Origin of the sequence: Nocardia sp. CC213A, from assembly GCF_030766805.1 — a bacterium.
Lineage (GTDB): Bacteria > Actinomycetota > Actinomycetes > Mycobacteriales > Mycobacteriaceae > Nocardia > Nocardia otitidiscaviarum.
Genome location: NZ_JASFXA010000001.1, coordinates 225,086 through 247,229, shown reverse-complemented (window position 1 = coordinate 247,229; position 22,144 = coordinate 225,086). Strand labels below are relative to the sequence as shown.

General features: G+C 70.7%; 18 protein-coding genes. 11 read left to right on the top strand and 7 right to left on the bottom strand.

Annotation, left to right across the window (positions count from 1 at the left end):
* Positions 1-2 precede the first annotated feature (2 nt).
* Positions 3-2,309: a fructose-specific PTS transporter subunit EIIC gene (locus QJS31_RS01110; RefSeq protein WP_306355734.1), complete on the top strand. Its 2,307-nt coding sequence runs from the start codon at positions 3-5 to the stop codon at positions 2,307-2,309.
* Between the two features lie 26 nt (positions 2,310-2,335).
* Positions 2,336-2,593: an HPr family phosphocarrier protein gene (locus QJS31_RS01105; protein WP_029928818.1), complete on the top strand. Its 258-nt coding sequence runs from the start codon at positions 2,336-2,338 to the stop codon at positions 2,591-2,593.
* A gap of 9 nt (positions 2,594-2,602) precedes the next feature.
* On the opposite strand, the gene QJS31_RS01100 is transcribed toward QJS31_RS01105, so the two are convergent.
* Positions 2,603-2,974, bottom strand: coding sequence for a hypothetical protein (locus QJS31_RS01100; protein ID WP_029928817.1), 372 nt, complete (start codon positions 2,972-2,974; stop codon positions 2,603-2,605).
* A 341-nt stretch (positions 2,975-3,315) separates the two neighbouring features.
* On the opposite strand from QJS31_RS01100, the gene QJS31_RS01095 reads away from it, so the two are divergent.
* From QJS31_RS01095 to QJS31_RS01075, 5 genes are all read left to right on the top strand, one after another.
* The gene (locus tag QJS31_RS01095; RefSeq protein ID WP_282785643.1) at positions 3,316-4,248 is read left to right on the top strand and encodes a universal stress protein; all 933 of its coding nucleotides are present in this window, start codon (positions 3,316-3,318) and stop codon (positions 4,246-4,248) included.
* Between the two features lie 92 nt (positions 4,249-4,340).
* Positions 4,341-5,087 (top strand): SDR family NAD(P)-dependent oxidoreductase, encoded by a 747-nt coding sequence (locus QJS31_RS01090; RefSeq protein WP_039818876.1) that lies wholly within the window; start codon positions 4,341-4,343, stop codon positions 5,085-5,087.
* Positions 5,088-5,100: 13 nt separating this feature from the next.
* Entirely contained in the window at positions 5,101-6,108 is a 1,008-nt protein-coding gene (locus tag QJS31_RS01085; RefSeq protein ID WP_282785642.1) for an NAD(P)H nitroreductase, read from the top strand.
* 45 nt (positions 6,109-6,153) lie between these two features.
* A complete protein-coding gene (locus QJS31_RS01080; RefSeq protein ID WP_306355733.1) occupies positions 6,154-6,750 on the top strand; it encodes a hypothetical protein in 597 nt (198 codons plus the stop codon).
* Positions 6,751-6,832: 82 nt separating this feature from the next.
* Positions 6,833-7,732, top strand: coding sequence for a universal stress protein (locus QJS31_RS01075; RefSeq protein WP_143981190.1), 900 nt, complete (start codon positions 6,833-6,835; stop codon positions 7,730-7,732).
* Positions 7,733-7,832: 100 nt separating this feature from the next.
* Here the strand turns inward: QJS31_RS01075 and QJS31_RS01070 are convergent, their stop codons facing one another.
* The 6 genes from QJS31_RS01070 to QJS31_RS01045 form a co-directional block, all read right to left on the bottom strand.
* Complete coding sequence (locus QJS31_RS01070; protein ID WP_282780116.1) at positions 7,833-9,575, bottom strand: GAF domain-containing sensor histidine kinase; 1,743 nt, start codon at positions 9,573-9,575, stop codon at positions 7,833-7,835.
* 125 nt (positions 9,576-9,700) lie between these two features.
* On the bottom strand, positions 9,701-12,013 hold the full coding sequence (ppsA, locus tag QJS31_RS01065) for a phosphoenolpyruvate synthase (protein ID WP_306355732.1): 2,313 nt from the start codon (positions 12,011-12,013) through the stop codon (positions 9,701-9,703).
* Between the two features lie 32 nt (positions 12,014-12,045).
* A complete protein-coding gene (locus QJS31_RS01060) occupies positions 12,046-14,067 on the bottom strand; it encodes an erythromycin esterase family protein (RefSeq protein ID WP_306355731.1) in 2,022 nt (673 codons plus the stop codon).
* Complete coding sequence (locus QJS31_RS01055; RefSeq protein WP_282780111.1) at positions 14,064-15,212, bottom strand: site-2 protease family protein; 1,149 nt, start codon at positions 15,210-15,212, stop codon at positions 14,064-14,066. The genes QJS31_RS01060 and QJS31_RS01055 overlap by 4 nt, the downstream gene beginning before the upstream one ends.
* Before the next feature lie 17 nt (positions 15,213-15,229).
* Entirely contained in the window at positions 15,230-15,424 is a 195-nt protein-coding gene (locus tag QJS31_RS01050) for a hypothetical protein (protein WP_282780109.1), read from the bottom strand.
* 27 nt (positions 15,425-15,451) lie between these two features.
* A complete protein-coding gene (locus QJS31_RS01045) occupies positions 15,452-16,006 on the bottom strand; it encodes a flavodoxin domain-containing protein (protein ID WP_282780107.1) in 555 nt (184 codons plus the stop codon).
* 181 nt (positions 16,007-16,187) lie between these two features.
* Between QJS31_RS01045 and acsA the strand changes: the two genes are divergently transcribed.
* From acsA to QJS31_RS01025, 4 genes are read left to right on the top strand one after another with little or no spacing between them, the layout of a single operon-like run.
* On the top strand, positions 16,188-18,005 hold the full coding sequence (gene acsA / locus QJS31_RS01040) for an acetate--CoA ligase (RefSeq protein ID WP_282780106.1): 1,818 nt from the start codon (positions 16,188-16,190) through the stop codon (positions 18,003-18,005).
* Positions 18,002-18,994, top strand: coding sequence for a pyruvate dehydrogenase (acetyl-transferring) E1 component subunit alpha (gene pdhA / locus QJS31_RS01035; RefSeq protein WP_349239523.1), 993 nt, complete (start codon positions 18,002-18,004; stop codon positions 18,992-18,994). The genes acsA and pdhA overlap by 4 nt, the downstream gene beginning before the upstream one ends.
* Complete coding sequence (locus QJS31_RS01030; protein WP_306355904.1) at positions 18,988-19,959, top strand: alpha-ketoacid dehydrogenase subunit beta; 972 nt, start codon at positions 18,988-18,990, stop codon at positions 19,957-19,959. The genes pdhA and QJS31_RS01030 overlap by 7 nt, the downstream gene beginning before the upstream one ends.
* Positions 19,960-22,143 carry a 2-oxo acid dehydrogenase subunit E2 gene (locus QJS31_RS01025; protein ID WP_282780104.1) on the top strand — a complete coding sequence of 728 codons (2,184 nt, stop codon included), beginning with the start codon at positions 19,960-19,962 and terminating at the stop codon, positions 22,141-22,143.
* The last annotated feature ends 1 nt before the right edge of the window (position 22,144 follow it).

Sequence of the window (22,144 nt, the reverse complement as noted above, 5' to 3'; positions counted from 1 at the left end):
CGATGGCCGAACCGATCATCACCGCCGAGCTGATCACCCTGGACGCCGACCTGGGCGCGACCAAGGACGATGTGATCGCCGCCTTGGCGCAGCGCCTCGCCGACGCGGGCCGCACACCCGACGCCGCCGCCCTGCGGGACGCGGCCCTGGAGCGCGAAAGTCAATCCGCCACCGGACTTCCCGGCGGCATCGCGATCCCGCACTGCAAGTCCGCGGCCGTGCGGCGCGCCTCGCTCGGATTCGCCCGAGTGCGCCCCGCGGTCGACTTCGGGGCCCCGGACGGCCCCGCGGACCTGGTCTTCCTCATCGCCGCCCCAGCGGATGGGGGAGCCGAGCACATGAAGGTGCTGTCCACCCTCGCGCGAGCACTGGTGCGGCCCGAATTCGTTGCCGCGTTGCGTGCCGCTCCCACCGCCGCCGACGTGCTCGAACTCGTCGACGGTGTGCTCGCGCCGGTCGATGCGACTTCGAAGCCCGGTGCGACTGCGGAGGCGGGTGCGACTGCCCGAGCCGGTGCGCCTGAGAAGGCGGGTGTGCCAGCGAAAGCCAGTGCGCCAGCAGTGGCCGGTGCGTCTGCGAAGCCCGGTGCGCCTGCGAAGCGCGGTGCACCTGAGAAAGCCGGTGCGTCAGCGAATGCCGGTGCGCCTGCGAATGCCGATCTCCCGGCGAAGGCCGATGCCCCTGCACCGGACGCAACGGTGTCGCAGAACGCGACAGCCCCGGAGGCCGCGAAGGCTCCGGAGGCCGCGACAGCGACGGTCGCCGGGACGATGCCCGAACGCGAGCCCGACTCGGCTCCGGCATCCGCCGAACGGTCGGACGACGCCGTGGTGCGCACCATCGTGGCCGTCACCGCCTGCCCGACGGGCATCGCCCACACCTACATGGCCGCGGACTCGCTGGTGGCCGCCGGGGAACGCGCCGGGATCACCGTGCACGTGGAAACTCAGGGCTCGTCCGGCAGCACGCCCCTGGATGCCGCGACCATCGCCGCCGCGGACGCGGTCATCTTCGCCACCGATGTCGGCGTGCGTGGTCGGGAGCGTTTCGCGGGTAAGCCGCTCGTCGCCTCCGGCGTGAAACGCGCGATCAACGAACCCGACGCCATGGTGACCGAGGCCCAGCGGGCCGCGCTCGACCCCGCCGCGCCCCGGGTGTCCGGGCCGGACGCCGAATCCGAGCCCGCCACAGCGGATTCCGCTGGGCTCGGCTGGGGCACCCGGTTGCGGCAGATCCTGCTCACCGGGGTCAGCTACATGATCCCGTTCGTCGCGGCGGGCGGTCTGCTCATCGCGCTCGGATTCCTGTTCGGCGGGTACGAGATCTCCGACAACGCCCAGACGATCGTGCTGGACAATTCGCTGACCGCGCTGCCCGAGGGTGGTCTGGCGACCTATATCGGCGCGGTGCTGTTCCAGTTGGGCGCGTTGGCATTCGGATTCCTGGTGCCCGCGCTCGCGGGCTACATCGCCTTCGCCATCGCCGACCGGCCCGGTCTCGCACCGGGTTTCACCGCCGGCGCGGTGGCGGTCTTCGTCGGGGCCGGTTTCCTCGGCGGCCTGGTCGGCGGTCTGATCGCCGGATTCGCGGCGCTGTGGATCTCGAAGCTCGCGGTGCCGCAGTGGGCCCGGGGCCTCATGCCGGTGGTGGTCATCCCGCTGTTCGCCTCGCTCATCGTGGGCGCGCTCATGTTCGTGGTGCTGGGCAAACCCCTCGCCGCGGTCACCAGTGGGCTCACCGACTGGCTCAACGGGCTGTCCGGAACCTCGGTCATCGTGCTCGGCGTGATCCTGGGCCTGATGATGTGCTTCGACCTCGGTGGCCCGGTGAACAAGGCGGCCTACGCCTTCGCCGTCGCGGGCCTGAGCGTCGACGATCCGGCGTCGCTGCGCATCATGGCCGCGGTCATGGCGGCCGGTATGGTGCCGCCGCTGGCCATGGCGTTGGCCACCGTGCTGCGGCCTCGGCTGTTCACCCCCGCCGAACGCGAGAACGGCCGGGCGGCCTGGCTGCTCGGCGCGTCGTTCATCTCCGAGGGCGCGATCCCCTTCGCGGCCGCCGATCCGCTGCGCGTCATCCCGTCCATGATGGTGGGCGGCGCGGTGACCGGGGCGCTCATCATGGCGGCGGGCGCGACCCTCAGCGCACCGCACGGCGGCGTCTTCGTCTTCTTCGCCATCGGCCATCTCGCGTGGTTCCTGATCGCGCTGGCCGTGGGCGTGCTCGCTGCCGCGCTGTGCGTGCTCGCGGCCAAAACCTTCGGCCGCACCACCGCGGCCGTCGGCCCGTCCGCCCCCGCCACCGTGTAACCACCTCACCACCAGGGAGATTCACCATGCCTCAGGTCACCGTCACCGTCGGTTCCGCCGAGGGTCTGCATGCCCGCCCGGCCGCGCTCATCGTGGAGGCCGTCCAGGCCGCGGGCGTCCCCGTCACCATCTCCGTGCCCGGCGGCGCGCCCGTCGACGCCGGATCCGCGCTCATGCTCATGACCCTCGGTGCCGCCGCGGGCACCGAGGTCATCGTAGCCTGCGAGGACGAGGCCACGCTCGACAAGATCGCCGGAATGGTCGCCGCCGACCTCGACGCCTGAGCGCTCGCCTCAGACCTCGAGTTCTTCCTCGATGTCCTTGAGGCGGTGCCGGGCCAGGGCCAGATTGCCGCGGTTGCGGTCCAGGGCGAGGTAGAGGAACAGCCCCTTGGATCGGCGGCCGCGGGTCGGGCGTATCAGGTGGTACTGGGCACCGAGGGTGATGAGCACATCCTCGATATCCTCTTTGAGACCGAGCTGTTCGATCGTGCGCATCTTGGCGCGGACGAGTTCGGTATTGCCCGCGGCGGCGACCTCGAGATCCAGGTTCTTCGAACCGCCCAGCACTCCGAGCGCCATGCCGCTGCCGTAGTCGACGACGGCAGCGCCGATCGCGCCGTCCAACATCATCATGTCCTTCAATGCGACATCCATGTCCGCCATGGTTTTTCGTTCCTCTCTGCCACGTGTCCGGAAGGAGCTCCGCGCGCCGAGACGCTACTCACGCCGTTGGTGCCGCGGTCGGGATTCACTGAAAATTCCGCAAGGTAGGCAATTTACAAACTCTGCAATCAGTAACCTTTCACGCAGGTCACGGTCCCGCGTCGGCGTGACCGCGCCGAGATCCGGACATGTGAAGACCCCTGGACGTTCGGCGGCCGACAGCCCTGTCGATTCGGCATCGCATCCGGTGACATTGCGCAAGTCCGGTCGGTGACCTTGGTCCCTGTCTGTGGGCGTGGTCAGGCGAGATGCTCTGAGCACAACCACACTCAGGAGGCGTCATGGCCGACAACAGCGTCCCCGCGACCGATCGGGGCACCGCCCCGATCATCGTCGCGGTGGACGGATCGGAAATCTCGTACCAGGCGGTCAAGTGGGCGGCCGTGGAAGCCGATCTGCGCCGGGCCCCGCTGCACATCATCACCTCGTACGCCGTCCCCACGGGGCGCGGTTCCCGCACCGGGATGGGCGCGGCGGAGACCGCGTGGCTGCGCAGCGACGGCGCTCGCGTGCTCGGCGAGGCGAGCACGGTCGCGCACGCCACCGTGCCGGGCGAATCCATCACCGTCAGCACGGAATTCACCTTCGAACCGATCATCCCCACCCTGATGCGGTTGTCGGCCGAGGCCGTCATGATCGTGGTGGGCAACCGCGGCCGGGGTGCGGTACGGCGCGCCCTGCTGGGGTCGGTCAGCACCGCCATCAGCCGGCGGGCGCAGTGCCCGGTGGCGGTCGTGCATGGCGTGTCGGAGACCGACGCGGACGCCGCACGGCTCCCGGTGGTGGTGGGTGTGGACGGCACCGAGAACAGCCAGCCCGCCATCGAACTGGCGTGTGAGGAGGCATCGCGCCGCAAGGTGGGCCTGGTCGCAGTGCACGCCTGGGGCGAGACCAACGGCTACGACCTGCCGGTGGTCGGCTGGACCGCCATCCACGAGACCGAAGCGGTGCTGCTGGGGCAGGGGATGGCCGGTTTCGCGGAGCGGTACCCGGAGGTGCCCATGGAGCGCGTGGTCGTCTGCGACACCCCGGTGCGCGCGCTGCTCAACCACGCCGACAGGGCGCAGTTGCTGGTGGTCGGCACCCATGGTCGCGGCGGCTTCCCGGGCATGCTCATCGGATCGACCAGCGCCGCGCTGCTCCAGCACGCGCAATGTCCGGTGCTCGTGGTCCGGCACGACGCGAAAATGCCCGACGACCCGGGCGTTCGGTGACCTTCGGCCCGTCAATGCGGGGGTGCGACGCGAGATGCTGAAGCGGAACGCTGCCGCGGCAGTCTCCCGAACCAGAACGAAAGGCTTTCGCCATGAACGACTTCCAGGGTAGAAGCGCCATCGTCACCGGCGGCGCACGCGGTATCGGAGCCGCCGTGGTGACGGCGCTCGCCAAGGAGGGTATCGGCGTCGTCGCCGCCGACCTGCTCGATCGCGAGGGCGAGGCCCTGGCGGACGCGCTGGGATCGCGGGTGCTCTTCCGGCACCTCGACGTCACCGACGCCCAGGGCTGGGAACGGGTGATCGCGGATGCCGAAGCGACCTTCGGCCCGCTGGCCATCCTGATCAACAATGCGGGCATTCTCGATTTCGGCACCGTCGACACCGAGTCGCCCTCGATGTTCCGCCATGTCGTCGACGTCAACCTGTACGGCTCCTGGTTGGGCATGCATCTGGCGGCTCCGCGGCTGCGGGCGGCCGGGGGCGGCGTGATCGTGAATGTCTCTTCCACCGCGGGACTCATCGGCTACGCCGGGATCAGTGGCTACGTGGCCAGCAAGTGGGGCCTGCGCGGCGTCACCAAGGCCGCCGCCCTGGAGCTCGGGCACGACGATATCCGGGTCTGCTCGGTGCATCCGGGTCCCATCCGCACCCCGATGACCGAACCGCTGCCCGAATCCGTCGCCGCCGCACAGCCGTTGCCCCGCTTCGGCGAGCCGGAGGAGGTCGCCGCCATGGTGCGCTTCCTGGTCACCGAGGCCACCTTCTCGACCGGTTCGGAGTTCGTACTCGACGGCGGCGCCACCGCCGGACAGAACCTGGCCCTGGGCGAATCCTGAAGGAGCAGAAGCTATGTCGAGCAACCACCCCGATCACGCCACCATGCGGGCGGCGCTGACCCTGGCGCTGCGAGCACCCTCGGTGCACAACAGCCAACCCTGGCTCTGGCGCATCGGCGACCGCACCCTGCACCTGTACGCCGACGACAGCAGGCAGCTGCCCTACACCGACCCGGACGGGCGCGATCTGCTGGTGAGTTGTGGTGCGGCACTGCATCATCTGTGCGTCGCCATGCGGGTGTTCGGGTGGGAATCGGCGGTGCACCGCTTCCCGAATCCGGCCGACATCCGGCATCTGGCCGCGGTCGAATTCCATGCCGCCACCCCGACTCCCGAGGATGTCCGGCTGTCGCGGGCGATTTCGCGGCGGCACAGCGACCGGCGGCAGTTCACCTCCTGGGAGGTGCCGGCCACCCAGGTCGCGACGGTGACCGCGGCGGGCACCAGCAGCGGTGTGCAGGTCCGCGCCATCGACGCCCCCGATGAACTCGCGGCACTGCGACGCGGTTTCGAGGGCGCGGCGACCGCGCACTCCCACGACCCCGCCTACCGCGCCGAACTGGCGGTCTGGAGCGGGCATCACGCCATGCCGCACGGTGTTCCGGGCCGCAATGCCGTCACCGCGCGGGATGCGACGACCCGACCGTTCGGCGATCCCGGATTGGCCGAGACGGTGGTGCACGATACCGATGAGTCGGCGCGCATGCTGTTGCTGTGCACCGGAACCGACGACGCGCAGGCGCGGCTGCGGGCGGGTGAGGCGGCCAGTGCGGTCCTGCTCGCCGCCACCGCGCTCGGGCTGGCGACCTGTCCGCTCAGCGAACCGCTGGAGCTGCCGGAGTTCCGAGACCGCATCCGCCACGACATCCTGGGCGACTTCGGCTATCCGCAGTTGATCATTCGCATGGGCTGGGCGGCGACCAGCGGCGCGGCGGTGCCGACCACGCCCCGACTGCCGCTGGACGAGGTCCTGCATCCCCTGGACGAGCCACTGGGATCGGTGGACTCGACCACCCGGTGACCGCCGCGCGCGGTAGCACCCGAGTTCCGAGAGAGGTGATCGGCGATGTCCGCCAGTTCGGCACTGCCGCTTCGCATATGGCGGCTGCGGCCGTGGGCGGCCAATCCGCTCATGCGGTTCTCCGACCGCTGTGAGAGTTCGGTCCGGATCGTGGCCGTCGCCATCGCCCTGGCCGCCGTCCCGCTGGCGGGTGCCGCGGGCACCGTGAGCTATACCGAGACGGCCGAACGCCTCGCCGTGGAGAACGCGGGCAAGATCGAGGTCCCGGCGACCCTCGTGGGCGACCCGCACCCGGCGGCGGCCGCCAGCCGCGCCGATACCGGCCGTTTCGAGGCGACGGTGCGCTGGGCGTACGACGGCCGGTCCGGAACCACGACGGTCCCGGTGACGGGCGGTCTGCGGGCCGGGGAGCGCACCAGCGCCTGGCTCACCGCGGACGGCACGCCCACCGACTCGCCGCAGCGGGCCGGAACCGCCGCCGAGGCGGGGATCGGCACCGGGGCGGCGGTGCTGCTGATCACCTGGAGTGCGGCCGCCGCCCTGGCCGCCGGAACCGGCTATGCCCTGGATGCCCGCCGCCGGGCCGCTTGGGCGGCCGAATGGCGCGGCATGTCCCGCCCCATCGGACGAGATCTGGAATAACACCCCGGTTCGGATCGACACTGGAATCGGACGACCTGGCACACGGCGAACTGCCGCCGGACGACCCCTCGAGGAGAAGCTCATGACCGACAACTCCGAAACCCCGGGCGGGGAACTGAACCCGCCTGTCATCGCGGCCGTGGACGGTTCGGCGGTGTCCTATCACGCCGCCGCGTGGGCGGCGGTGGACGCCGCCCTGCACGGCTGCCCGCTGCATCTGGTCACCTCCGTGTCGGTGCCGACCGCGTTCGGTCCCGGCGCGCAGCTGACCGAATCGGATACCCGCTGGCTGCACGAGGACGGCGAGCGCGTGGTGGCCGAAGCCAAGCGCATCGCCCGCAATGCCGCACCCGGTGAAGCCCTGGAGATCACCACCGAGGTGACCCTGCACCCCGTCATCCCCGATCTCATCGACCGCTCGCAGCGGGCGCGCACCCTGGTGGTTGGCACCCGCGGCCTGGGCGCCTTCCGACGCGGCCTGCTCGGTTCGGTGAGCACCGCGGTCACCCGGCACGCGCACTGCCCCGTCGCGGTGATCCCCGGTCCGGCCGTGGATCCGATCTCGGCGGAGAAACCCGTGCTGGTCGGCGTGGACGGGACGCCGGTCGGCGATCCCGCGCTGGCCTTCGCCTTCGAGGAGGCGTCGCGGCGCAAGGTCGGCCTCACCGCACTGCACGCCTGGAGCGACTACACGGGCCCGTACCTCCCGGCCCCGGGCTGGGACATGGTGCGCGATCAGGAGGAAGCGTTGCTCGCCGAACGCCTGGCCGGATACGGTGAGCGCTACCCGGACGTGCCCGTGCGCCGCATTCTGGTGATGGACCGCCCGGTGCGCGCACTGCTGGACGAATCGGAGAACGCGCAACTGGTGGTGGTCGGCAGCCACGGGCGCGGTGGATTCACCGGAATGCTCTTGGGCTCCACCAGTTCCGCGCTGCTGCACAGCGTGGACTGCCCGGCCGTGGTGGTGCGGTCGCGCTGATCGCCGGAGTCACGGTCGCGGTGGTTCTCGGTGGTGCCGCAGGATCGTCCTGGGCTGTGGGATCGCCTCGGCCGGGCCGGAGTGGTCGGACGGTGCTGGCTCAGTCGAGCGGTACCGACCAGCGCAGCCGCGTACCGGTGCCGTCCTCGCCGGCGCCGATCTCGAAGGCGCCGCCCGCCTGTTCGGCACGGTGTGCCATATTGCGCAGACCGCTCGGGGTGATGTTCTCGGGTATGCCGCGGCCGTCGTCGGTCACGGTGATGGTGAGGTCGTCGTCGACCTCGACGGCGACGGTGAGCGTATCGGCCGCGGCATGGCGCACTGCATTGCTGACCGCCTCGCGCACCACGGCCTCGGCGTGATCGGCGAGTGCGGCGTCCACCACCGACAGCGGGCCGGATATCCGCACCGAGGTGCGGATATCCATATCGGTGGTGTGCTTGGCGACCACCTGCTCGATGCGTTGCCGCAGTCGATGCGCCGGACCCGTGCCGCCACTGTGCAGATCGAAGATGGAGGTGCGGATCTCCTGGACGACGTCCTGGAGGTCGTCGATGACGTCGGTGAGCCGCTTTCGCACCTCCGGCGTGCGGGCGCGGGCCACGGTGCCCTGCAGGCTCAGCCCGGCCGCGAACAGCCGCTGGATGACATGGTCGTGCAGATCGCGGGCGATGCGGTCGCGATCGGTGAGCACATCCAGGGCCCGCATCCGCTGCTGCGCCTCGGCCAGCTGAATGGCCAGCGCGGCCTGATCGGTGAACGCCGCCGCCAGGGAGAGCTGCTCCTCCGTGAACGGGGCCGCGCCGTGCGGACGCACCACGACGAGCACACCGAAGGACGAATCGTGCGCGCGCAGCGGCAGAATCATGGCGGGACCGCGATTCGCGATCGTTTTGCCGAACTCAGCGGGTGCCTGCGCGTCCGGGGCGTCGTCGGGGCCCTCGAAACGCCGAGGGGCGCGCTCGACGAACACATCGCCGATGGTGGTGCCGCCGATGCGGACGTACGGGTCGGCGGGGCTGTCGCCGTTGCCGGACCAGTGCGCGATCCGCAGTTCGGTGATCTCCTCCGGCGGCGTCTCCGGATCCTCCGACAGGGCGAGGAAACCGCAGTCGGACAGGGTCAGCGCACGCGCCTGATCGACCACCTGGGGGAGTACCTCGCTGGCGTCGGTGCCCGCCAGGAACTCGGTGGCGATATCGCGGGTGGCCTCGATCCACGCCTGCCGGGTCCGCGCGGACTCGTAGAGGCGGGCATTGTCGATGGCGGTGCCCGCCGCGGCGGCCAGGGCGCGGACGATGACCTCGTCGTCCTCGGTGAACAGCTGCCCACCCGCCTTCTCGGTCAGGTAGAGGTTGCCGTAGATCTCGTCGCGAATGCGTACCGGCACACCGAGGAAGGTGCGCATGGGCGGATGGTTGGGCGGGAAGCCGACCGATGACGGATGGTGGGCCAGATTCTCCAGCCGAATCGGCTTGGGCTGGCTGAACAGCATGCCCAGGACGCCGCGGCCCTCGGGGAGGTCACCGATGAGGGCACGGGTCTCCTCGTCGATGCCCTCGTAGATGAACTGTTCCAGGTGGTGGTCGTGCCCGCGCACGCCGAGCGCGCCGTAGCGCGCGTCGACGAGACTGATGGCGGTGTGCACGATGGTGCGCAGGGTCTGGTCCAGGTCCAGACCGGAGGTGACCACGAGCATGGCCTCGACCAGGCCGTCCATGCGGTCGCGGGCATCGAGGATCTGTTCGACGCGGTCCTTGACCTCGGTGAGCAGCTCTCGTAGCCGCAGCTGCGACAGGGTCTCGCGAACCGAGTAGGAGCCGCTCTGCGGATCGACGGTCATATATCGGCTGTCCTGTGTCTTGTTCGACCGCGCGTGGTTACGCGATGTCAGGGACACATTCTATTACCGGACCACCGGGCGGCCGTGTGAAAGACGGGCGAACCAGACCTGTCGGCCGCTCGAACTCAGTCGCGCCGGGCGCGTTCGAGCAGTACCCGCCGTTCCGCGGCTCCGATCGAGCGCCGGGCGCGCGTCACCGCGTCCGGCGTCACCGACACCGAGGTGATGCCCATGCGCACCAGATGCTCGGCGAAGTCGGGCCGGGTGGAGGGCGCTTGCCCGCACAGCGACGAGGTGATGCCCAACCGGCGCGCCGTGCCGACGATTCGGTCGATGGCATCGAGCACCGCGGCATCGGCCTCGTCGAACAACTCGGCGCATTCCTCGGAATCGCGGTCCACCCCGAGCATGAGCTGGGTGAGGTCGTTGCTGCCGATGGACACCCCGTCGATGCCCGCGCCCACGTACTCGGGCAGTCGGAACACCACCGACGGCACCTCGGCCATCACCCAGCGGTGCAGGCCGCGCTGGCGCCCGAGCGGACTCGCGTCCACCAGTTCCAGGCACGCCTCCAACTCCCAGCGGGTGCGCACGAACGGGATCATCAGGTGCAGGTTGGGATACTGCTCGCGGACCCGCGCCAGCGCCCGCAGCTCCAAGCGGAACATCTCCGGTTCACGCACGTAGCGATAGCAGCCGCGGAAGCCGATCATCGGATTGCGTTCCTCGGGTTCGTAGGCGATGCCGCCCTCGAGGGCGCGAAACTCGTTGCTGCGCATATCGGTAGCGCGATAGATCACCGGTCTGGGCGCGAACGCCGCCGCGATGCGCTGCAACGGGCCGGCCAGATCGGTCACGAACCGTTCGCCTTCACCGCGGGTGATGAGGTCGTGCGGATGCCGCCCCGCGAGCGCGCGGGTCAGCAGTGTCTCGGCGCGCAGCAGACCGACTCCGTCGATATCGTCGCGGGCGGCGACGCGCTCGGCCACCTCGGGCAGGGCGAGATTGACATATACGCGGGTGGCCAGCGGTTCGACGGCCGGGGCCGCGATCGGCTCGGGCGCGCTGCCGACCACCGTGGCCGCCATCCGCCCGGCACGCACCAGCCCGGCGCCGCCGTCGACGGTGACCTCGGTGCCGGTGCGCAGCTCCCGGGTCGCGGTGCGCGCGCCGACCACACAGGGCACACCGAGCTCCCGGGCCACGATGGCGGCGTGGCAGGTCATACCGCCGCTGTCGGTGACCACCGCCGCGGCCCGCGAGATGGTGGGCAGCCAGTCCGGATTGGTCATGGGGGCCACCAGGATCTCGCCGTCGCGCAGTTGCTCGCCCTCGCTGGGTGCGTGCAGCACGCGGACCGCGCCCGCCGCGCGTCCGGGTGAGGCGGCCAGCCCGCGCACCAGCACCTCGTGCGGATCCGACCCCGGCCGCTGGTCCGCTGGCGGCCGGACCGCCGCGGTGGGATGGTCGGGCAGCATGGTGATCGGCCGGGCCTGCACCAACCACAGCGTGTCGGCGTCGTAGGCCCATTCGACATCCTGCGGTCGGCCGCCGTGATGTGCCTGCACCCGCAGCGCCAGCGTGGCCACCTCGATCGCCTGCTCCTCGGTGAGCGTCGGCGCGTCCTGGTCCGCCGCCGACAGTTCCACCCGCTGGTCGGCGTCGGTCCCGGCCACGATGGCGAAGCTCTGGTGTCCGGTACGGGTGGCGAGCAGGGTGGGACCGGCGGCGTCGAGCAGATAGGTGTCGGGTTCGGTGGCCCCCGAGACCACCACCTCGCCCTGGCCGCGGGCGGCGTCGATGACGACGCGGTCGCGACGCCCGTCGGAGGGGTCGGCGGTGAACGCCACGCCCGCGCTGCGCGCGTTCACCATGCACTGCACGACGACCGCCATGACCGGGCGATCGCGCATGTCGCGGTGGGCGCGGTAGGTGAGCACGCGCGGGGTGAACAGTGACGCCCAGCATTCGACCACGGCGGTCAGCAGCCGGTCGTCACCGCGAATATTGGTGAGCGAGAGGTTCATTCCGGCGAACGAGGTCTTGGCGCCGTCCTCGCCGATGGCCGAGGAGCGCACCGCCACCCGGGGCGCGTCGCCGAGCCGGTGGTAGGCCGCGAGCACGGCCTCGCGCACCGCGGCCGGGATCGGGGTGTCGAGCACCCGCTCCCGCATGGTCCGGCACAGTTCGTCCAACCGTTGCCCGTCGGCGGCGGTAGCGCCCAGGGCGGCGTCGAGCGCCTGCTTGTGCAGCGCGTCGAGTTCGGCGCCGTGCGGGCCGCCGGTGACGACCTCCTCGTAACAGGATTTCAGGATCACGAATCCCGGTGGCACCGGCAGCCGGGCGGCCACCAGTTCACCGAGGTTCGCCCCCTTGCCACCGGCCCGGTCGGCGTCGCTCAGGCGCAGTTCCGCCAGACCCGCCACATAGTCACCCATTACGGCTCCGATCCCTCGAATGTCGTGTGCTGTCAGCGTCTCTCGTGCCGATGACGGTCGGCTACGGCCGAAGGTCCTCCGGTCGCGTGGCGAATGGTCTCCGGGCGCAGCGGTTCCAGGGCCGTGGTGTGGTCGATGTGGATCACGGCGTCGTAGCGGTCGGCCGGACGCGCGTGGAAGTAGTGGCTCTGGCGTTCGGTGCGCGGCTGGTAGATGACGCCGATGGCGCGTTCGAGCCGGGTGTCGGCCAGGACCTCGGCGGCCTCGGGATGGTCGGTGCGCAGGAACAGGGCCGGCATGCCGGTGTCGTGCAGCAGTTCTTCGATACTGCTGGCCAGGGCCGGACGCACGATCTTGTGCTCGCTCGGGCCGTCCCAGTGGCTGGCGGCCGTCACCGTGCCCCGCGAGGTGGTGAAACCGATGGTGCGGCAGGCGCTTCCGTGCCGCTCCCGGATCAGCTGGCCGAGGGTGAGCTGACCGTCGGCGGCCATCTCGGTGGCGCGGGCATCACCGATATGGGAGTTGTGCGCCCACACCACGATCCGCGCGGGCGCGCCGGGACGGTCGAGATGGCGGGCCAGGGCGTCCAGGGTGTCGGCCATATGCTCGTCGCGCAGGTTCCACGAACTCACCCGGTCGCCGAACATGGCGCGGTAGTACGCCTCGGCATTGCGCACGGTCCACGCGTTGCGCAGCGCGTCGAAGTAGGCGTCGCCGTCGTAGACGTCCATGAGCGCGGCGGCATTGCGTTGCAGATCCACCAGTTCGCGCACCACCTCGGCCTGGCAGGACTCGCCGGAACCGAAGGCCGCCGCGAAGCCGTAGGACTGGCCGTCCTCGCCGGAGCCGCGGTCGAAGCAGCCGTAGCGGCGTTTGGCACGTTCCGCGGCGAGCGGGTCGGCCTGTTCGAGGTAGTCGATCACCCGCCGCACGGACCGGTGCATGCTGTACAGGTCCAGCCCGTAGAACCCGGCCTGAGCTCCCTGGGCCGAGAGGTCGTTGTAGCGGCGCAGCCAGTCGACGAAGTCGCGGACCACCACATTGCGCCACATCCAGGAGGGGAATCGCTCGAAGCCGCCGAGCGCCTCGGTGGCGGAACCGTCGGTGCCGTGTCCGCGCACAAATCGGTCGACGCGGTAGGCGTCGGGCCAATCCGCTTCGGCCGCGACGGCGCGGAAGCCGTGGTCCACGATCAGGCGGCGGGTGATCTCGGCGCGTGCGGCGTAGAACTCGTGGGTGCCGTGCGAACTCTCGCCGATCAGCACGAACCGGGCGTCGCCGATGAGATCGCGCAATGCGTCGTCGGGCGGAACGCCGGCCGGCGCGGCCACGGCGGCGGCGCGCAGCATCGCGACCGGATCGGTCACCCGCGGTGTGACGTCGGTGGTCGGGGTGGCGAGCAGCAGCCGTACCTCGTCATCGGTGACCTGGGTGAAGTTCCAGAACGAATCGCCGACCGCGAGGAAGGGGGACGGCATGGTCGCGCAGACCAGATCGTCGACCAGGCCGCGCATTTCGTGACAGGTCGATTCCGGCGCGGCCGGAACCGCCACCACCACCTGCTCGGGCTCACCGGCCCGCACGGCCTCGATGGCGGCGAACATGCTCGCGCCCGTGGCCAGGCCGTCGTCGACCAGGACGACGGTGCGCCCGGCCACGTCCAGCGGCGGGCGCTCACCCCGGTAGGCGGATTCCCGGCGACGCAGCTCGCGGGCCTCCTCGCGGGCGATGGTGCGCACCTGCTCGGCGGTGAGCCGCAGACCGCGCACGATGTCGTCGTTGAGCACCAGGCGGCCGCCGCCCGCGAGCGCGCCGATGGCGAATTCGGGATTTCCGGGTGCGCCGAGTTTGCGCACGATGAGGGTGTCCAGCGGCGCGCCGAGCGCGGCCGCCACCTCCCAGGCGACCGGAACGCCGCCCCGCGCCAGCCCGAGCACGATCACGTCGGGATCGTGGCGGTAGTGCTCGAGCAGCCGCGCGAGTACCCGCCCCGCTTCACGGCGGTCGTGGAAGATCTGCTGCGGTTCGTCGCGCAGCACCGGTACCGAGGTCATGGGAGCCTCCCGCGGTGGTGATGAACGGGTATGCCGAGTGCGGACCGCTGGCAGGCGAGCACCATGTCGGTGGCGGTGAGCAGGCCGGTCAGCCTGCCACCGGTGTCGACCACCGCGACCGCGTCGAGATTGGGTCGCAGGACGGTATGGGATGCCACGTCGGCGAGTCGGTCGTCCGCGTGGACGACCGCGCTGGTGGGCAGCTTTCGGGCGAGGTCGCCGAGGCTCATGCCGTCGCGGTACCGCTCATCCGCCGCGACCAGATCGGCCCAGGCGAGCACACCGACCGGTCGCCCGCTATGGTCGACCACCGGGAACACCCGATGCCCGGTATCGGGCGCTTCCGAGCGCAGCAGCCTGGCGACGGTCCAGTCGGCGGGAAGGGCCATGGGCTCGGGCGTCATGACATCGCCCACCCGATGGTCGGCCAGGCGATGCCGCAGCCCGGCCACGGACAACTCGGCATTGGCGGCGGCGCTCAGGAACCAGCCCAGCAGGATGAGCCAGAGTCCGCCGAGGTGGCCGAACAGCAGCAGTTCGGCGAGGCCGACCAGCATCAGCACCGTGCCGAGCACCCGACCGCTGCGCGCCGCGGTGGTCGCGGCCCGCAACCGGTCACCGCCGCGCCACCACAGGATGGCGCGCAGTACCCGGCCGCCGTCGAGGGGTGCCCCGGGCAGCAGATTGAACACGCCGAGAATGACATTCACCGAGGCCAGCCAGACCAGCGTGGGGGTGACCGGCCCGTCCGGGATGGCGAGGGCGCTGACGGTCGCCGCGCCGAAGGCCAGTGCGGCCAAGCCCAGACTCGCGAGTGGACCGGCCAGTGCGACGCGTAGATCGGTGCGCGCGTCCTCGGGCTCGTCGGCGAGTTCGGATACCCCGCCGAGCAGCCACAGCGTGATGCCATCTACACCGATCCCGCTGCGACGCGCCACGATCGAGTGCGCGAGCTCGTGTACCAGCAGGCAGGCGATGAGCGTCAGCGCTCCGATGACGGCGGCGGCCCAGACCGCCGCGGGACGCGCGGTGTCGGCCAGGAAGCTGCCGAGCACCCAGGTGAACAGTCCGATGGTGACGAGCACCGACCAGTTCGCACCGACCTTGATGCCCGCCACCCGTCCGAGTGGGATGGTGGAACGCACTTGTACATCAACCCTTTTCAGCGTGGCCCGGCCGAGCGCGGCGCGGCGCGCGGGGTACGGATATCGGCGGGCATGAGCAGCAGCATCAGCACCGGCGCGGCGAGCAGCAGCAGTGCGAGCCAGAGAATCGAGGCGGGCATGCCCGCCAGTTGCAGCCCCGCCACCACGACGGGCAGGGCGATGACGAACAGCGGTGCGTGGCGGATGGTCATGGCGGTCCTTCCGGGCCGGTCGCCCCGTCAGGGGTGCATGGAGGTGGACTGTGCCGCCGGGAGGCCGAGCGTGCGCGCGATGGAGTCGGTCCACACCCGGATCGCGGTCCAGTCGCGCAGATCGCCGTAGCGTCCGCCGCCCAGGACCCGGTACAGGATGCGCGCCCACAGCGAGACCCCGACGCGTTCGTAATGCCCCGCGAACGCCCGGTAATCACGCGGCGCGATGGAATCGCGGACAGCGGCGATCCGCTGGGGCACCAGACGGCCGTACCGCCGCCCGATCGGACCGCTCAGTGCCGGTCCCAGCCCCACGCTGAACAGCCAGACGTCACGGACGCTCAGCTCGTCCCGATGCGACCGCACGTACTCCTCGAGCGCGGGCAGCAGCGCCATATTGTGCACGGCACTGCCCAGCACCACCGCGTCGAAGCGCGAGAGATCGGGTGCGTGCTCGACCTCGGCGATCTCCACGACCGCCCCGCGGCTCTCCAGTTCGGTACCGATGAATTCGGCGATATCGCGGGTCGACCCCTGCGCGGTGGCGAAGACGACCGAAATGCGAGGTGAGTTCGTAGTCATACGTCGAGCCTGCCCAGTGGCGGCCGATTCGATGAGGGGCCTGATACCCCGTTCCGGCGGGACCATGGTCACCGATCGACCGCGCCGGGGCGAGAGGCGACCGAGGTCCCCGCGGCGATGGTCTTTGCGCCCTGCCGGAGCTGGCGGCGGCCGTCGTTCACTGACTGCGGGAGGTTCGACAATGACCGAGAACCGGAATGGCGTCCCGGAGACCGCGTCCGTGCGGTGGGAGCCCATCGAGAAGTCGGCGCGGGAGCGGGCCGACGCCACCATGACCGACTACGACCTGTCGCGCCGGGAATTCTCCTGGGAGGCCGCTCGATTCGATCTCGATACGATGGCGCGGGGGTGGGTCAACATCGCCCATGAGGCCGTGGACCGGCATCTGGGCACGCCGCTCGCGGACGCCGTCGCGCTGCGCTGCCGGGATGTGGCCGGACATGTCAGTGTGCTGAGCTACCGTGACTTGGCCGGGTTGAGCAACAGGTTCGCGAATGTGCTGCGCAGTCAAGGGGTGCGGCGCGGTGACCGGGTGTGCGTGCTGTTGAACCGCACGCCCGAGCTGTATATCGCGATTCTGGGCGCGTGGAAGGCGGGGTGCGTGGTGTCCCCGCTGTTCTCGGCCTTCGGGCCGGAGCCGGTGCGGCAGCGGCTGGCGATCTCGGGGGCGAGCACGCTGGTCACCACGGTGGAGCTCTATCACCGCAAGGTCGCTCCCATTCGTGCCGAGGTGCCCGCGCTGCGCCACGTGCTGGTCACCGACGCCGCCGATATCGAGGCACCGCAGGAGGACGACACCCTCGATCTGTCGCTGGCCATGTTCGCGGCCTCCGACAAATTCGAGGTGGTGCGAACCGATTCCGAGGATCCGGCGCTGCTGCACTTCACCAGCGGCACCACCGGAAAACCCAAGGGCGCGGTGCATGTGCACGGGGCGGTGCTCGCCCACCGCGTCACCGCGCGCTACGCGCTGGACCTGCGGGCGGGCGACATCTTCTGGTGCACCGCCGATCCGGGCTGGGTGACCGGCATGTCCTACGGGGTGATCGCTCCGCTCAGCCTGGGCGTCACCCTGGTCTGCGACGAGGCCGAATTCGATCCGCAGCGTTGGTTCGGCGTTCTCACCGACGAGCGGGTGACGGTGTGGTACACCGCGCCCACCGCTTTGCGCATGCTCATGCGCCGCGGCGACGAACTGCCGCCCGGCACCGATCTGTCGCACCTGCGGTTCATCGCCAGCGTCGGGGAGCCGCTCAATCCCGAGGTCGTGGTGTGGAGCGATCGCGTGTTCGGCCGTCCCGCGCATGACAACTGGTGGCAGACCGAGACCGGCGCGATCATGATCGCCAATCTGGCCGCCGCGCAGGTGCGGCCCGGCTCGATGGGACGTCCACTGCCCGGAATAGAGGTCACCGTCCTGCGCCGGGGTGGCGACGGCCGGGCCGCGGTCACCGACGGCGCCGTCACCCTCGCCGACACCGACGAGGTGGGGGAGCTGGCGCTACGGGCCGGGTGGCCCTCGATGTTCCGCGGGTACTGGAACGATCCCGAGCGCTACGCCAAGGCGTTCGCGGACGGCTGGTACCTCACCGGCGATCTCGCGCGCCGCGATGCCGACGGCTACTACTGGTTCGTGGGCCGCGCCGACGACGTGATCAAGTCGGCCGGACATCTGGTGGGGCCGTTCGAGGTGGAGAGCGCGCTCATGTCGCATCCGGCGGTGGCCGAGGTCGGCGTGATCGGCACCCCCGACCCGGTCGCGGGTGAGCTGGTGAAGGCATTCGTGCTGCTGCGCCCGGGCTTCCGTCCCGACGACGACCTGCGGGCCGAGATCACCGCCTTCGGGCGGCGCGCACTCGGGGCGGTCGCGCCCAAACGCATCGAATTCACCGAGAGCCTGCCGCACACCCGCAGCGGCAAGGTCATGCGACGGCTGCTCAAGGCTCGCGAACTGGGCCTGCCCGAGGGTGACGTGTCGACCCTGGAGGGCGTGTCGTGACCGCGCTCGACGCCACCGGGAGCCTCTCCGTCCAAGAACGGATCGACCTGCTGCGCACCATGATTCGCATCCGCCGCTTCGAGGAACGCTGTGTGCGGCTCTACAGCGCCGAGGAGATCCGCGGCTTCCTGCACCTCTACATCGGAGAGGAGGCGGTGGCCGCCGGACTGCTGCGCGAGATCGGCCCCGACGACGCGGTGGTGTCCACCTACCGCGAACACGGGCACGCCATCGCCCGCGGCATCCCATTGCCGACGCTCATGGCCGAGATGTTCGGCCGCGCCACCGGATGCAGCCGGGGCCGGGGCGGCTCCATGCACCTGTTCGACGCCCAGCGGCGCTTCTACGGCGGCAATGCCATTGTCGGCGGCGGACTTCCGGTCGCGGTGGGGTTGGGGCTCGCCGACGCGATGCGCGAGCGGCCACGGGTGACCGTATGCCTGTTCGGTGAGGGCGCGATGGCCGAGGGCGAATTCCACGAGTCGCTGAATCTGGCCGCGCTGTGGCGGCTTCCGGTGCTGTTCGCGTGCGAGAACAATCGCTACGCCATGGGCACCGCGCTGGCCCGGGAGCACGCCGCGACCGATCTGGCGCTGCGAGCCGCGTCCTACGGACTGATGTCGTGGCCGGTCGACGGGATGGACGCGGAGGCCGTGGCCGCGGCGACCCGGCGCGCGGTGACCTCGATACGCGGCGGAGCGGGACCGTGCTTCCTGGAACTGCGCACCTACCGGTTCCGGGCGCACTCGCTGTACGACGCCGACCGCTATCGGGACAAGGCCGAGATCGAGGAATGGAAAGCGCGCGACCCGATTCCGCGACTGCGGACACGTCTGCTCGCCGAAGGCGTGGTGGACGAGACGGCGCTGCGAGAGCTCGAGGCGACCGTAGCGGCCGAACTCGAGGACGCCGTCACCACCGGCCGCTCCGGACCGCTGGAACCGGTCGCCGACCTGACCCGCTACGTCTACGGAGAGCCGACATCATGATCACCTATCGGGAGGCGATGCGACAGGCGCTGCGGGAGGCCCTCGATCACGACGACCGCGTCTTCCTCATGGGGGAGGACGTCGGCGCGTACGGCGGCTGCTTCGGCGTCAGCCGCGGTCTGCTGGAGGAATACGGGCCGGAGCGGATTCGGGACACCCCGCTGAGCGAATCCGGATTCGTGGGCGCGGGAATCGGTGCGGCGCTGGGCGGTATGCGGCCCATCGTCGAGATCATGACCGGCAATTTCAGCCTGCTCGCCCTCGATCAGATCCTCAACAACGCCGCCACCCTGCGGCACATGTCGGGCGGGCAGCTGGGGGTGCCGCTGGTGATCCGCCTGGCCACCGGTGCGGGACGGCAACTGGCGGCGCAGCATTCGCACAGCCTGGAGGCGTTCTACGCGCATATCCCGGGGCTGCGGGTGGTGTCGCCGGCGACCGTCGCCGACGCTCGCGGCATGCTCTGGACAGCGCTGCGGGATCCCGATCCGGTGCTGATCTTCGAACCCATCGCGCTCTACAACATCGAGGACGAGCTGCCCGCCGACGCCGGAGCGGTGAATATCGAGCGGGCGGCCATCCGCCGCCCCGGCACCGACGCCACCGTCGTCGCCTACGGCGGCACCCTGCGCACCGCGCTGGCCGCCGCCGAGGAACTGGCGGCCGAGGGCATCGCGGCGGAGGTGCTCGATCTGCGCACCCTGCGCCCGCTGGACGAGACCACCCTGCTGGAATCGGTGTCGCGCACCCACCGTCTGGTCGTGGTCGACGAGGGCTGGCGCAGCGTCGGCATCGCCGCCGAGATCGTCGCCCGCGCCGCCGAACACGCCTACTGGGATCTCGACGCCCCCGCCGCACGGGTCTGCACCGCCGAGGTGCCCATCCCGTACGCCCGGCACCTGGAGGAGGCGGCGCTGCCCCGGGTGGACGCGGTGGTCGACGCCGTCCGGAAAGCGGTGAGATGAATGCCCGAATTCCGCATGCCCTCCCTCGGGGCCGACATGACCGAGGGCACCCTGCTGCACTGGATGGTGCACCCCGGCGAGACGGTGCACGCGGGCGATGTCATCGCCGAGGTGGACACCACCAAGGCCGCCATCGAGATCGAATGCTTCGACGACGGTGTCATCGGGACGATCCTGGTCCCCGCAGGGGAAACCGTCCCGGTCGGCGCGGTCCTGGCCACCATCGAACCGGCGACCGGTTCCACGCCGCCCCCGCCCGACGCGGCGGGCGCTGTGAACGCAACGGCGGGCGCTGGCAACTCACCGCCGAGCGCTGGGGACTCACCGGCGGGCGCTGTGAACCCATCGGCGAGCACCGGGGAACCCGAACCCCGGCGGGGGGCGACCGCTGCGGCCGCCCCCGGGTTGCAGTCTCTCGCGGACAGGCAGCGTGTCGCGGAGACCGGGGCAGCACCGGAGGCAGCACGGGGGACTGTGGTGGAGTCGGGGGCAGCACCGAGGGCAGTGGCGGAGTTGGGGGCAGCACCGCGGGGTGACGCCGAGACCGAGTTCTCGTCCGCCGTTGCGGAGACCGCGTTCTTCCCGTCGGCCGTTGCGGACAGCGAACTCCCGCCGCGGGTTGTCGCGGAGGTATCGTCGCCGTCGTCCGGTTCGGAGTCCCGCGAGCGTGGTGCGGTGGGATCCGCCCCCGGATTGCGGTCGTCCGCCGACGACACCGGAAACGGTATGGCGCTCCGCGAGATTCGCGTGACGCCGTTGGTGCGCAGATTGGCCGTGGAGGCCGGAATCGATCTCGCGACCGTCGCCGGGTCGGGTCCCGACGGCCGTATCGTGCGCGCCGATATCGAGCGGGTCGCGGCGGAGCGCACCGGTACGTCGCCAGCCACTGGACTCGACAACGCCGTGGATCGCGCGGGCGATGCGGGAGCCTCGACGCAGGCGGAGACAGGGCAGCCGTATCCCGCGCGATCGGCGAGTGACACAGGCCCCCGAAGGGATCTCGGTCGGCCGAACACGGGCGACCGTCGGCCGGACGATATCGTGCCGCCGAAGAAGCTTGCGGCCCAGTCGATGAAGGCCACGTCTCGATCGAAGCACGTCGCGGGGCGGGGCGAGAGCGACCTGATCCGCCCCGATGCGGGACCGGCCGCTCCTTCCGAGCCAGGCGTGGATGTCGTAGCGGCGGAGCGTGGCAGTGGGCAGGCGGAGACCGCCGAAACGGGTCGCGCGGACTACCGACTTCATGTGCGGGCATCGGGCTATGCCCGGCGTGTCGCACGTGAACTGGCCGTCGATCTCGCCGAGGTGACCGGCACCGGTCCCGGCGGGGCCCTGCGTGCCGCCGATATCCGTGCGGCACATCGGGAATCGATACGCCATGTGGGTACTCCGGGCGACGCCGCAGAGTTCGCCAGTATTCCGGATGGTTCCGTGGGAATCACGAGTACGTCGGGTGGCGCTGGTGTGGGGGTTCCGGGCGCCGCGGCTGTGGGGCCGGGGGCTGCCGGGCATACGCGTGACGCGGGGGCGGTGCGGACGATGATCGCGGCGGCGATGACGCGGTCGAAACAGACTGTGCCACACTATTATCTGTCGAGCACCATCGATATGGCGGCTGCCGTGGGGTGGTTGCGGGCGACGAATCGGCGGCTGGCCGTGAGCGAGCGGGTGCTGCCCGCGGCGCTGCTGTTGCGCGCTACCGCGTTGGCGGCGCGGAAGGTGCCGGATGTCAACGGGTTCTGGGTCGACGGCCGGTTCGAACCCGCCGAGCGGGTGGATCTGGGGGTGGTGGTGTCGCTGCGGGGCGGGGGCATCATCGTGCCCACCGTGCCGCGTGCCGACACCCTCTCGGTGCCCGCGATCATGGCGGCGGTGCGCGGCATCGTCGCCCGGTCCCGTGACGGTCAGCTGCGTGCGGCCGATGCCACCCCCGCCACCCTCACCGTCACGAATCTCGGTGATCTGGGCGTGGATTCGGTCTTCGGTGTCATCCCGCCGCCCCAGGTCGCCATTGTCGGCTTCGGCGCGATCACCGAGCGCCCGTGCGCCGTGGACGGCCTGCTCGGCGTCCGGTCCCAGGTGACCGCCACCCTCTCCGCCGACCACCGCGCCTCCGACGGCGCGGTCGGCGCTCGCTTCCTGCACACCCTGTCCGAACTTCTCCAGCATCCCGAGGAGCTGTGAT